Origin of the sequence: Thiomicrorhabdus arctica DSM 13458 (assembly GCF_000381085.1) — a bacterium.
Lineage (GTDB): Bacteria > Pseudomonadota > Gammaproteobacteria > Thiomicrospirales > Thiomicrospiraceae > Thiomicrorhabdus > Thiomicrorhabdus arctica.
In genome coordinates this window covers 885,586-898,637 of sequence record NZ_KB905899.1, presented here as the reverse complement: position 1 = coordinate 898,637, position 13,052 = coordinate 885,586, and the positions used below count along the sequence as shown (strand labels likewise).

Genomic DNA, 13,052 nt, shown 5'->3' with positions numbered 1-13,052 from the left:
AAAATGCTCAGTCGAACTTGGGCAAGCTGTCCTATTTTTTGCATAAAAGCAGCAAAAAATCAGCCATCTCACCCAAGCCGCTTAGCTCAGCGTTATGCCTAAAACCCACATCAGAGGACACGGAAATAATGATACCGCCACGAGTTTTTATCTCATATTCACATGACTCAGCAGAACACAAAGGCTGGGTTCTCGATTTTGCTACTACGCTCCGGAATAGGGGAATAGACGCAGTACTTGATCAATGGGATTTAAAGCCCGGCGACGATTTACCGCACTTTATGGAAACTGAGCTAGCAAAATGCGACTTCGTGGTTATTGTATGTACAGAAGAATATGTAGTTAAGGCCAATGCAGGAAAAGGGGGGGTGGGATATGAAAAAATGATTGCATCCGCGTCATTACTATCAAAGATAGATGAAAATAAAATAATACCAATTGTGAGGCAGTCTGATACTCCAGTTCTACCAACATTCCTTCAATCAAAACTATATATAAACTTTTCCAATGACTCAGATGTTGAGTATTCATTAGATGAGCTTGTTAGAACACTGTTAAAAGCCCCTTTATATGAAAAACCTGAGATTGGCGCTAACCCATTTAAACCTCTTGGGGGATCTAAACCTGACAGAACAGCAGATGGCTTAAAGGCTGCGATGAGCGCTATTGCAGCGGCTTTTGAAAAAAGTCCATATGACGAGCTCGACGTTGGGACGATTGCCAAATTTACGAATGCTCATCGGCTTAAAATAGAAAGATACCTGAGTCTCGCTGAATCTGAGGGCCTCGTTGAATGCAACATCCTCAACAAATATTCAGTTACAGATGATGGATATGAATATCTAATAAACCATGGAATTATTGAGGCATAACAATCCCTTCATGTTGGACAACTGCTACGTAGTTGCCACATAAGAGGGGCGTTAGGCTCCACAAGAAGAAGGACAGCGCATGAAATTATTTATAACGACAATAACGTTGCTATTGCTCTATGGCTGCACTACGGCAAACAAGATATATGAAAAAGACGGTAAAGAAGCCATCCTAATAGAGTGTGGAGCGGTTGTGTCATTTTCAGTATGTCATGACAGGGCAAAGTCAGAATGCCCAAATGGATATAAGGTGTTATCTGAAGATGCTGGATTTAATCGTAAAGAAATCAGAGTTAGGTGTAACAATTAACACATGGCAATAAAAAGCCTAACAAGTAAATCAAGTCATTCGCGTTGCTCATTCGGACGCGCTACCGCGCGCCGCTTATCAAAGCGTTAACCCACTAGGAAAATTAAGTGTCATATATCTCTGGAATGGAATTTCATTTCGATTTAGATTTTAATGAAATTGATATTGAAGATGCAGAACAATATCTAAAGAAAACGGTTTCAAAGTATTCTGATGTTATTTATAACCAGAAAACGGAGATATTTGTTCACCTTGAAGAGGGAAGCCTTAAAGCAAAGATTTTAATCTTAGGAGCAATATATATTGGTATTGGCCAATATGGTTCGTTTCGCTCTGGTATAGACTATATGATTCAGGATGCAAAATCATTAAAACACCTAGTCACAAGTGAGTTAATCAAAAATGGAATTAATGAATCTGACATCATAGAAAGTAAAAAAGCTTATTGTGATCCAGATAAAATTCGTAGAGTTTTGTTAGCTATTGAGCGTCTAGAATTAAAAAGCAAAATTTCGCAAACAGAACAACAAAAAGAAATTTCTAAAATAAGAACATCTGTTTCCAATATATGTTGGTCGCTAAGTGAAGAAGATGCAGGTATGTTTGTATCGTCCATAAACCAAAAATACTGGCCTCCAAATAGGGACATACCATACCTCATAGACAAGTATCGGCTAATGGCAAGAGAAGAAGATATTATCCGTTACTCTATTTCAAGTGGCGATCAACCACTGGTTAACAAGGTTCTGCAGCTGACTGCGCTACCGCGCAGCCGCTGAGTTTAATCGTTAGAAGACAAGAATGAACAATAACATCAGCACAAAAAAAATTATTGATACAGCAGCATCATATCTCGTCGCTGCTATACATTTAGAAGACAATATGGAAATAGAGGATGAAAGTAAGCACTTTTTCCCCATAGAAGCATTCATTACATGCTTGTCATTTTCATTAGAGCTTTATTTAAAGTCACTAATAGAAAACCCAACAGAGATACCTAAAACACATCAGCTATCTAAATTACTTGAAAATATACAAGTATCTTGTCTGAGTGAAATAACAGGTGAATATGGTAGGCGAACTGCTAACACAGAATTAACTAATGAAGAGTTTATACAGTTGGCCAAGTCTTTCGATAATGTATTTGTTGAATGGCGTTATGTATATGAAAATATTGGCAACGAACTTAATGTAGAAAACTTAAAAAATGTAATTAAATCCGTAGCCGTTGTTGCGCACTCTAATGCTTCTAACAAGGCAATCAAAAAGGACGTTTAAAAGCGGTGCTCCGCACGCACTTTTAAACCCCTCTTATTTTAATCGTTAGTCATTTAATAGAGATTTTCAAATTTGCAAAAATACATTAGCTTTATTGCTCCTTATAGCCTGGTCGTTTCACTACTGTACCTGTTTGGTTTTTGGAGCACATTCAATATTAACGTGCTTGAATACATCACTTTGTCTGATGTAATAAAAAATGCTATGTACCCACTCCTGTACTCCTCTATCTTTCTGCTTTTAGGTTTAGCTGTTGGTCAAATTATCAGTGTGCCTCTTAGTGAGGTTATGCCTCCAGGAGGAGGGGCTGATTTACCTGAAGCAAAATATATACGTTGGTTTTTCATTCTTATTACCGTTTGTATTTTAAGCTATGCTTTGTTCGTTGTATTTTTTGAGGTTGGTAATCTCCGATGGTTTAAAGTCGCTGTCTTAGTATTTATGCCTTTACTTATCTTGATTGGAAATGCTGAATTTGCAAGTACATATATTCCAAACAAACAGGTACGAATTGTCGTCGTGAATACTCTATTTGCTGTTCTGATATTTTCGTTTGGCAGGGGGGCAGTTAATGCAGAAAAATCCAAGAACAGTCTCCAAGGTTTAAAGATAAATGGCAAAGTCATTGAACAGAAATATATAGGCTGGGCTGGTGACTTTTTTTTTATGGGATAAATCTGAAAATATTGTCGCAGTTATGTCAAAGTCAAACATAAAATCTATTGAATTTGGTGTACCTGAAAAAAAACCAATTTTAAATTGGCCTAGTATAAAGAAATAACTAACAATTCACTCAACCCGACCGCGCTAACGCGCGGCCGGTTAGCTTAAACGTTAGGGGTAGTTATGTCTGAGCATCATAAAGAAATGAGAAACACTATGAGGGCATATGCTGCATTCCAGTTCGCAATTGTGCTTTACCTCGTCAAAAGCCCAGCGAGTGATTGTTGCTGGCTTACTGAAGTGATTCTCGTTCTTTTCGCAATCAGCATTCCGTCGACCATCGCTTATGCCGGACTAGCAAGATTAACCCCGGAAGATGAAGCAAGGAATCCGAATCCCATTTCTGCAGTTAGTCAAATCTTGGCTTTTGTGCCAAGTATGACTGCGTTATCCCTAGTTATATCAACCGCCTCCGTTTTTGCCGGGATAGTATTTTTTTGTGCTGCAATAGTTTGGGTGTACAAGGTCGTAAAATTGCGGAAATCTCAAGAATGACGCAGCCCCTAACAAGGCAAATTAACACGGATCGCAAATTCCGCTGCGCTTCATCTGCGCCCGGTTATTTGCGGCGTTATGGCAAAAGAGGTACACATGGAAAATATTGAGCTTATAAAGCTAACTCTTCTTTCGATAACTACTTTTTGCTCAGTCTTTACCCTAATCTATTTAATTAGGTCTAAACGCACTAGACTTTCTACATATTCTGAATTGAAAGAAATTCATGGAAAAATTTCTGCGGTAATTACAGTTACAAACAAATCAGAAAAACCAATCGTCATCAGCTCTATCCGGTTTCCATTACCTACGGGGAACAGCGAGCCAAGGCTTTCCGTACCTAAATCTTTGAAAATACTTCGAGCACTAGATGATTTTACAGGCACAAAACCATTAACAACTTACGCAAGCGACCTAGTTGTTTCATATAACCGAGATCCCAGCAAAGCTCTCGTAGAAGGAGAATCAATTACTGCAACTATCCCGTTGGATGACATGATGAATGTTATTCTTGAAGCGCAAGAATGCCTTTTTAGTTCAAAAACAATAAATTATCTTTTGTTTTCACTTATGAGCTTTCACGTTCAATCGTCAAAAGGCAAGCACATTAAACGCCGATCCATGTGGGAAATTCGCTATTATCTTGCAAGTAATTATGGAAAAAATAATCAACTTGCCAACATACCAACGTAGCCATAACAATCGCATCAAAATCGCTCGCAAAATGCGCGGGTTCGGTTCTCGGTACCGTTCGGCCATTTATGCGAGACGTTATGCAACTGGAAAATATATGACAGAAACTGTTGAAGAACTTCATGAGAAATTGACAGATATTGATAATTCTCTTCCCAGGTTATTTCTTGTACGCAGAATCCAAAATCTCAAGGCAAAGGGGAAAGGAAAAGGAGGAAAAGTGGACGTCTTTTATTTAAAAGTTACCAGGCCTGGTCGATTTGGGAAACTGATTTTCATATCTTGTTGAGAAGCCTGTTTATTTCAATTATCCTTATTTAATTCCCTTCGAAGTTCCCAAAAGCCACTCAAGACACATCAGAAATAAGCAAGACCTGACCTTATTCAATTGCGTTACCATACCTTAGAAAAAAACCGTACTTCTCGCACATTTCTCATTAATCAATCCAAGGAATATTTTTTATGTCATTTGCCTCTTTAAACTTGTGTGATGAGTTGTTGAAAGCGGTTGCTGAACAAGGTTATACAATACCAACAGCGATACAGATTAAAGCGATTCCTGCGGTGCTTAGTGGGCGTGATGTGATGGCGGCGGCCCATACGGGTACGGGGAAAACGGCGAGCTTTACGCTGCCGATGGTGCAGCTTTTGTCTGGTGGTGCTCGTCCTGGGGCTCTGCATGTACGTGCGTTAGTGCTTACGCCGACCCGCGAGCTTGCTGCTCAGGTAAGCGAAAGTGTTCAGAACTATAGCCGCCATATGAATATTCGCTCTACCGCGGTGTTTGGCGGTGTGAGGATTGAGCCGCAGATAGCTGCGCTGCAAGAAGGGGTAGATGTGCTGGTTGCGACGCCGGGTCGTTTGCTTGATCTTTATGGTCAAGGGGCGATTAACTTTGATGAGCTTGAGATATTGGTCTTGGATGAAGCTGATCGTATGTTGGATATGGGGTTTATCGATGATATCCGTCGTATTCAAATATTGCTGCCTGACAAACGTCAAACCTTGATGTTTTCAGCGACGTTTTCTACAGAGGTCAAATTGCTTTCTGAAGGGATGTTCAATAATCCACTTTTGATTGAGGTGGCTGCCGAGAACAGCACGGCGCCTACGATTAAGCAGGTCATTCATCCTGTTGATAAAGAGCGTAAAAGCGAGCTATTGATTGACCTGATTAAAAAGAACAAATGGCATCAAGTGTTGGTCTTTAGTCGTACCAAAAAAGGGGCGGATAGTTTGGTAAGCGAACTGGAAAGTTCTGGCATTAGTGCGGCATCCATCCATGCAAATAGAACCCAGTACGCACGTACCCATGCCTTAGAGGATTTTAGAAGTGGTCAGGTTGTGGCATTGGTCGCCACGGATATTGCTGCTCGGGGTCTTGATGTGAGTCAACTACCTTGTGTGGTTAACTTTGATCTGCCTTATGTCGCAGAGGACTATGTGCATCGCATTGGTCGTACGGGTCGTGCTGGCACCTTTGGTTTGGCGGTTTCATTGGTCAGCGAGGATGAGTATAAACAGTTAAAGTCTATTGAGGAGGTCATTGGGTTTCAGTTTGAGCGTAAGATTTTCCGTGGTTTTATGCCTACTGAGAAGGCTCCAATAAGCAAATTTGATGATGACGAGTACGGAAATTTTGAACCAGATACTAAACCTCAGCTTAAACCTAAATCCCGACGTCGGGGTAAACCTCAGAGACGTAGGCAGTAGATAGGATCGCAATAATTAGGGTCGCGGCCAAATTAAGTAGATTCGCAGAAAAATAGAAAATCTTTTTATCTACTTATTGTCCGAAAAGCCGTCGCGATTTGGAGATCTTATGAATAACTCCATAAATTAGCCGAAATTCACAAATCATTAAACAATGCGATTAAACGGCGACGGCAGTTCTTGAGCATCCCATCTTTATTGTCTACAATGGCGTACTTTTTATTTAATTCAGGTCACGAACATGAGCGATACTCAATCACTTCCCGCTTTCCCAGATCGTCTTTCGGGTAATCCCAGTAGCCCACATCATGTGGCAGACATTTTCGAGCACGACATTGGTATTCGGTTGAACGGAAAAGAGCGTACCGATGTTGAGGAATATTGCATCAGTGAAGGTTGGGTAAAAGTTGCGTCACCTAAAGCGTTGGACCGCAGAGGACAACCGCTTTTGATTAAGCTGAAAGGTACGGTTGAAGTCTTTTATCGTTAAGTTGTGTGGTCCTTCTAATTTTGAAGTTTTACAAAGAGGGGGCTACCATTTTTCCTCTTTTTAAAAAAAGAACCCGGTGTGTGAGCACCGGGCGTCGTGTTAATGTTTAACAAGCATTATTGACCGTTGGTTTAATCCTCATCTCTGTCATCTCTTTCATGACGGTTATCTTCATTTTCCTCAGCTGAAAGCGTTTTGCTAAATACGATGTTGCCATCAATATCTTTCAAATCCACGATCATTTCTCGAGACCCTCTGTCGATGTTCACTTCACCGAAGAACTGCAGACCTGCATAAGGTGATAAATTAGCTTGGCCAGCCGGTGGTGCTTTGCTGAAAACGACTTGTGGACCGAAGGTGCCGTCTGTACTGTTTGGTCCGAAGGTTCCGGCATTTAGAGGTCCGGCAATAAATTCCCAGAAAGGGGTAAAGTCTTTGGTTGCAGCATTCGCTGGATTATAAAAATGGGCCGCGGCGTAATGTACGTCTGCGGTTAACCACACGATATTTTCAATGTGCTTATGTTTAATAAAGCTAAACAGACGCGCCATTTCTAATTCACGTCCTGCCGCAGGGCCATCATTCCCATTAGAGATAGCTTCCCATTTTTGAGGTGGCTTGTGGATGTAGTCATCACTGATATTTAAGCCGATGGGCATATCCGAAGAGATGACTTTCCATGTTGCATGAGAATTTTTCAGTCCTTTTTGTAGCCAAGCTAATTGTGCCTCCCCTAAAAATGCAGTCTCAGCACTTTCCTGCGACTGTAGGTTATTGGTATTTGGTCCACGATAACTGCGCATGTCCAATACAAATACATCCAACAAATCACCGTAAGATATCTTGCGATAGATGCGGTCTGGTTCTTCGATATTATGTGGACGTAAAGGCGCGTATTCATGAAATGCCTGCGAGGCACGAGCGACAAGCAGTGGTATATCTTTGACAGTGTAACGGTTGTCGGCACTTAAATCTTTTGAGTCAGACCAGTTATTGGCCACTTCATGGTCATCCCACTGCCATATTTGCGGTACTTCTGCATTAAAACGAAGCATGTTTTCATCCAGCAGGTTGTATTTGTAACGACCGCGGAATTCATTCAGGGTTTCAGCGACCTTACTGACTTCTGGTGTGACCAGATTGTTCCAGACTTGACCGTTTTCGGCCACAACGCTTGCCTTTATAGGTCCATCGGAATAGACGCTGTCACCACTTTGAATGAAAAACTGCGGATTGACCTGGCGCATCGCTTCGTATATTTTCATGCCGCCGAAGTCCGGATTAATTCCCCAGCCTTGACCACCGACATCACCACCCCAGACGAAGCGAATATTGTCGTGTTTACCGATGGTATGGAAATGACCTGTCACAGGTGTGCTTTTATTATGATTATTTGTTAAGTCTTCATACCAGACCTTAATGAATATTTCTTTACCTGCAGGCAGTTTGGTTAAATCCTGCTTGGTGGTAAAGTCAGTTTCAGGCGTAGCGTATGGTCCTTTTACCTTAATGGCATCATTAAAATTATTATCAAACGCGTATTCCACCATCATTCGAGAAGGGCGGTCTGCACGACTCCATATAACGGCACGGCCTTCGGTGACATCACCAATTTGGATGCCCTGTTTCATAACGGGTTGTTCAATAGTTGGAGTCGCCTGGGCGACATTCAATGAGAGTGACAACGCAGTCATGACAAACAAATGTTTAAAGTTGTACATGGTCATTTCCTTTTATAAGTAGATTTAAGTAATTGGGTGAGACTTTAATGTAAAAAAATACTGTGACAGGGCAATGAAGTATTTATTGATGTTTAATGAAATGATGTTTTTAGAGTGAAATAGGAAAAAATAAATGAAATCAATGGGATAAAGGAAATTAATCAATGGAGATAGATTGGGTTTATTTCGTTCTAATTCAAGGTGGATTGGGAATGTTCAATTTAAATTCATCCAAGCAGAAGGGCTCGCTGGTCTTTATTTACAACGGATGAAGACTCACTTTTTGAAAGGCCGCGTTTTAGCAGTTTTTTTGTAAATTTTATTTCGTAGTTTCTGAATTCAAGCTGACCCCTCTATTCCTTCTCCCTATTAATTTTAAATATACCTTTTTGCTCATCGCTCATACAACCCACGTGCACATGAAACTCTAGATTATGTTACGCAACAAAATGAACAGGAAATAGTACTCATATGTGAACCTTTTGTGAGGTTTTCTTGGGCAACTCATCCCATCATGGTGTATGAGTTCAATTCACCAAAGTAATAATTGGAGTCAGCTTAAAAATTAATGGGGTCAGGCAGTACCCAATAATTCAATATAAAAAGGAGATTAAGAATGGAATTTACCATAAGAATAAAGATATTTTTTGCGGCGGTACTCGTCGGTTTTGCATTGCATTCCGGCAGTGTGCATGCGCAGGCAGATACAGTCTACTACAATAATATATCCCCCTCATCCATTTCCCCTGCGCCGGTCTACTCTACCGGTGGTACGCGGGAATGGGCGGATGATGTGCCTTTTGCTGGCAGTCATGTGGTGAGTGCGTTCACGTTTGGCTATAAATCATCTTACGAAACAGATCCACCATTTAAAGCCACATTTCGTTTTTACGGCGTTGATCCGGTAACAGGACTTTTAGGGGCCCTCGTAGCTGAAATCTCTCGAGATTTACCCGCTGGAGAACACCCGGCAGTGACGATTCAGCTCGATCCGAGCGAGCAGTTTGTGTTCACATCTGAACCAGGCTTGTATTATAGCGGTGCTTCGGGTGGATGGTTTAGTATGCAGTACGAAGCCATTGGTACCGATAACATTCCAACCCCTTTATACAACCGACATGCGCAGGGGAGCAGTTCTGCCATAATGTATAACGTAACGGATCAAAAAGTAGTCTCCACCCTTGATCCTAATGGTTTCATTCCACGTTCGTTTTATCTGCAATTGTTTGAGGGCAGCGGTACCACGATGGCAACCGATGTAAGCATCACCATCAATGACAATCCAAGTCCAGTACAAATAAATGAGCCGCTTACCTATCGTCTTGTTGTGACTAACATTGGCGCAGAGGCGACAAGAGTCACATTGACCGATACCTTACCAGCCGACATTACGTTTGAATCCGTAGTAACAAGTCAAGGAACGTGCACACCAACTACGGTCACCAAAACGAGAGGTAATAAAACCACCGTCACAACAACAGACGTGGGTTGTACTCTGGGTAATCTGGCCGATGGCGCCTCAGCCAACGTTGATATTGTGATCAGATCCAACGTGGCGGGTACGCTTACCAATAGTGCGAGCGTCAATTTGACTGAAGACGATCTTAATCCGAACAATAACAATGTGAGTCAATCAACATTGGTACAGGACCCTGACGGTGGGGTTAAACCCTGTAGAGGTAATAAATGTAAATAAAAAAATAAAAGGAACGAGGGGATTGTATTTTAACCACTTTTTGACCTTCGAGATTCGAGGGGTGAGTAAAATTAAAACAATCTAACCAGGCCTGGTCAAATTTAAAAACCCGCTTTTTAGCGGGTTTTTTGTTGATAAAAGAAAGAGTATTACCTTTTATTCTTTACCATTTAACTTTTCACTAATGGCATGTCTAGCTAATACCCTTAGGGTATGCCATGACAATTGGTAATAGGCCGCTACGTTTTCTACATTGGCTTAATGGTCGTTAGTTTGGTTATTTTATTGGCATTTGATTTCCCCAGGCCTGGTCAATTTATAAAATTAGAGTCCCCACTTTTGAGAGAAGTGTTGCTTGATTTTAATACGTATAAAGTTCATGTATGATGGAATTAGATTTAGAGTTATTTTAATTTTATTCCGCTCATAATTATTTTGAATAATACGTTGGTTAACCCTGGATTTGGTTCTTACTGGCTTAGAGGTTTTGTTGGTATTCATTGTGCAAGGTGTTAATAAAAGAGTCACAAATTTGAATAGTTTGCTAGCAATCAAAGGGGAATCATATGGAGTGGCAAAAAGCAGTACGAAGAGCAGTAGAGCTAAGACATTGGTTTCACCAATATCCTGAGTTGACCTGGCAAGAAGCGGATACGGCCAAGAAAATTCGTGACTGTTTAGATGAATGGGCTATTTCTTGGCGAGTGTGCGCGATCCATGGAACGGTTGCCACGCTCTCAGAAAATACAGCAGGAAAGCATATTGCACTGCGCGCGGATATGGATGGTTTGCCTATCAAAGAGCAGGCCGATATCGCATTTTGTTCTACCTTTGACGGTAAGATGCATGCGTGTGGTCATGACGGGCATATGGCGGCACTTTTAGGGGCTATTTATTGGTTAAAGCAAAACGAAAGTAAGCTTGAAGGCCCGGTGAGCTTTCTGTTTCAACCGGCAGAAGAGGGAGGGCATGGTGCCAAGAAAATGATAGAAGATGGCGCGCTTGATGGCGTTGATGTCATCTATGGTTGGCACAATTGGCCCGCTATGTCGTTTGGCACCGCCGTATGCCCTGATGGCCCGGTGATGTCGGGTAATGGAAGTTTTAATATAGAGGTAATGGGTTTAGGCGGACACGCTTCTCAGCCAGAAGCGTGTCACGACCCGGTATTAGCCGCCGCGGCGATTACGTTAAATTTACAACAGATTGTCAGTCGACGTTTACCGCCACAAGCCGCCGTTGTTGTTAGTGTTACCCGCATTCTGGCTGATTCTGATGTCACCATTATTCCTCAAACCGTCAAAGTTTCCGGCGGTATTCGGTTATCCGATCCTAAGTGGCGCCTTCAATTAACTGAGTTGATCACGCAGATATCAGAAGATACGGCTTCATCTTATGGTGTGAAGGCCGTGGTTGAGGTGTTACCCCGTTATGAAGCCACAATTAATGACCCTTCTGTTGCCGCCAGCTTCCGCCATGTTTTACAAGATGAATTGGGTGAAGACTATAATCAAGTCGATTTAATGTTGCCGATTATGGCCTCTGAAGACTTTAGTTATTACCTAAATGAAGTTCCTGGCGCGTTTGCTTTAATTGGCATGTCTGAACAGCAGGGGGATCAATCAATGTATCACTACCCTTGTCATAATCCTCACTATCAATTCAATGATCGCTTAATCGAATTAGTGATGCGTAGTTTTTCAAAATTAGTAGGCATAATTCCTGCTTAAAATACTTTGACCGCACGGATGTGGTCTCTTTACACTCAAAAAAGGAGAAACATCATGGATTGGTTTGCTACTTATGAATCGGATATTCGTGCTTATAGTCGTGTTTACCCAGCGGTCTTTGTAAAGGGTGATAATGCTCGCCAGACGGATGAGGAAGGTCGGGAATATATAGATTTCTATGCTGGTGCAGGTGTGCTCAATTTTGGACATAATAACCCTGGAATGACCACCGCAATCGTGGATTATTTGCAGTCAGGCGGTGTTATTCATACGTTAGATATGATGACACCACCAAAACGAGAGTTTATCAAAGCGTTTGTTGAAACCATTCTCAAACCTAGAGAGATGGATTACAAACTTCAATTTATGGGCCCAACCGGTACCAATGCGGTCGAAGCGGCGCTTAAGCTGGCACGTAAGGTCACTCAACGAGAAACGGTGGTGTCATTCACCCAAGGGTTTCATGGAATGACCTTAGGCGCGCTCTCTTGTACCGCCAATCACTATTTTCGCCAAGCCGCCGGCGTTCCCTTATTAAATGTGTCACGTTGTCCTTTTGAAACCCATCAAGGTGGCGGTATACAGGCTCTAGATACGCTTCGAGCCATGTACCAAAATACCTCCAGTGGTGTGGAAGCACCTGCCGCGTTTATCGTTGAAACCATCCAAGCCGAAGGGGGGGTGAATGTCGCTTCTAAAGAGTGGATGCAGGCACTGCAAACGCTGTGTCAAGACTTCGGATCGCTGCTTATTGTTGATGATATTCAAGCGGGTTGTGGCCGTACGGGTCAATATTTTAGCTTTGATGATCTCGGCGTTGAGCCTGACATTATTACGTTGGCAAAAGGGCTTGGCGGTATGGGAACACCCATGGCGATGAATTTGGTGAAACCTGAGCATGACAAGCATTGGTTACCAGGAGAGCATACGGGAACGTTCCGAGGCCAAAACATCTCTTTTATTGCTGGCCGTGAGGCTTTGCGCTACTTTGAAGATGATACGTTTATGTTGGAGACTCAAGCTAAGGGAGAGATGATGCGTCAAGAACTGCAAGAGATAGCGGACAGTTATCCGGAGCATGATTTTGTGGTTCGTGGAAAAGGCATGATGCAGGCAATTGATGTGGGTAATGGCACCCTTTCTAAGGCGATTGCTAAGGATTGTTTTGAAAATGGGATGCTCTTTGGCCCATGTGGTGTCGGGGGCGAGGTGATGAAAATGATCCCGCCTTTGACCATTCCTGAAAAAGATCTTAAACAGGGGTTTATCATTCTGAAAGAAGCGGTTGATCGTCAGATTAAACTGCTATCCAAGGCCAAATAGAGAGGAGA

General features: G+C 42.0%; 13 protein-coding genes. 12 read left to right on the top strand and 1 reads right to left on the bottom strand.

Going from position 1 to position 13,052, the window contains the following annotated elements; all coding sequences use genetic code 11:
• Nucleotides 1-128 precede the first annotated feature (128 nt).
• The 9 genes from F612_RS0104155 (at nucleotide 129) to F612_RS0104110 (ending at nucleotide 6,574) form a co-directional block, all read left to right on the top strand.
• Nucleotides 129-872 (top strand): toll/interleukin-1 receptor domain-containing protein, encoded by a 744-nt coding sequence (locus F612_RS0104155; protein ID WP_019556493.1) that lies wholly within the window; start codon nucleotides 129-131, stop codon nucleotides 870-872.
• Between the two features lie 79 nt (nucleotides 873-951).
• Nucleotides 952-1,182 (top strand): hypothetical protein, encoded by a 231-nt coding sequence (locus tag F612_RS0104150; RefSeq protein ID WP_019556492.1) that lies wholly within the window; start codon nucleotides 952-954, stop codon nucleotides 1,180-1,182.
• Between the two features lie 107 nt (nucleotides 1,183-1,289).
• Nucleotides 1,290-1,961, top strand: a complete 672-nt coding sequence (locus tag F612_RS0104145; protein ID WP_157760452.1) for a hypothetical protein — start codon at nucleotides 1,290-1,292, stop codon at nucleotides 1,959-1,961.
• 22 nt (nucleotides 1,962-1,983) lie between these two features.
• Nucleotides 1,984-2,460, top strand: coding sequence for a hypothetical protein (locus F612_RS0104140; protein WP_019556490.1), 477 nt, complete (start codon nucleotides 1,984-1,986; stop codon nucleotides 2,458-2,460).
• Nucleotides 2,461-2,532: 72 nt separating this feature from the next.
• Nucleotides 2,533-3,135: a hypothetical protein gene (locus F612_RS0104135; RefSeq protein ID WP_019556489.1), complete on the top strand. Its 603-nt coding sequence runs from the start codon at nucleotides 2,533-2,535 to the stop codon at nucleotides 3,133-3,135.
• A 171-nt stretch (nucleotides 3,136-3,306) separates the two neighbouring features.
• Nucleotides 3,307-3,678 carry a hypothetical protein gene (locus F612_RS0104130; RefSeq protein ID WP_019556488.1) on the top strand — a complete coding sequence of 124 codons (372 nt, stop codon included), beginning with the start codon at nucleotides 3,307-3,309 and terminating at the stop codon, nucleotides 3,676-3,678.
• 96 nt (nucleotides 3,679-3,774) lie between these two features.
• Nucleotides 3,775-4,371, top strand: a complete 597-nt coding sequence (locus tag F612_RS0104125) for a hypothetical protein (RefSeq protein WP_019556487.1) — start codon at nucleotides 3,775-3,777, stop codon at nucleotides 4,369-4,371.
• A gap of 462 nt (nucleotides 4,372-4,833) precedes the next feature.
• Complete coding sequence (locus F612_RS0104115) at nucleotides 4,834-6,084, top strand: DEAD/DEAH box helicase (RefSeq protein WP_019556485.1); 1,251 nt, start codon at nucleotides 4,834-4,836, stop codon at nucleotides 6,082-6,084.
• Between the two features lie 241 nt (nucleotides 6,085-6,325).
• Nucleotides 6,326-6,574: a DUF3297 family protein gene (locus F612_RS0104110; RefSeq protein ID WP_019556484.1), complete on the top strand. Its 249-nt coding sequence runs from the start codon at nucleotides 6,326-6,328 to the stop codon at nucleotides 6,572-6,574.
• Between the two features lie 131 nt (nucleotides 6,575-6,705).
• Here the strand turns inward: F612_RS0104110 and F612_RS0104105 are convergent, their stop codons facing one another.
• Complete coding sequence (locus F612_RS0104105) at nucleotides 6,706-8,295, bottom strand: alkaline phosphatase D family protein (protein ID WP_019556483.1); 1,590 nt, start codon at nucleotides 8,293-8,295, stop codon at nucleotides 6,706-6,708.
• 793 nt (nucleotides 8,296-9,088) lie between these two features.
• Between F612_RS0104105 and F612_RS0104095 the strand changes: the two genes are divergently transcribed.
• The 3 genes from F612_RS0104095 (at nucleotide 9,089) to F612_RS0104085 (ending at nucleotide 13,044) form a co-directional block, all read left to right on the top strand.
• Nucleotides 9,089-9,991: a DUF11 domain-containing protein gene (locus tag F612_RS0104095; RefSeq protein WP_157760450.1), complete on the top strand. Its 903-nt coding sequence runs from the start codon at nucleotides 9,089-9,091 to the stop codon at nucleotides 9,989-9,991.
• Between the two features lie 566 nt (nucleotides 9,992-10,557).
• Nucleotides 10,558-11,721 (top strand): N(2)-acetyl-L-2,4-diaminobutanoate deacetylase DoeB2, encoded by a 1,164-nt coding sequence (gene doeB2, locus F612_RS0104090; protein ID WP_019556480.1) that lies wholly within the window; start codon nucleotides 10,558-10,560, stop codon nucleotides 11,719-11,721.
• A gap of 54 nt (nucleotides 11,722-11,775) precedes the next feature.
• On the top strand, nucleotides 11,776-13,044 hold the full coding sequence (locus F612_RS0104085; RefSeq protein ID WP_019556479.1) for an aspartate aminotransferase family protein: 1,269 nt from the start codon (nucleotides 11,776-11,778) through the stop codon (nucleotides 13,042-13,044).
• Nucleotides 13,045-13,052: the final 8 nt, after the last annotated feature.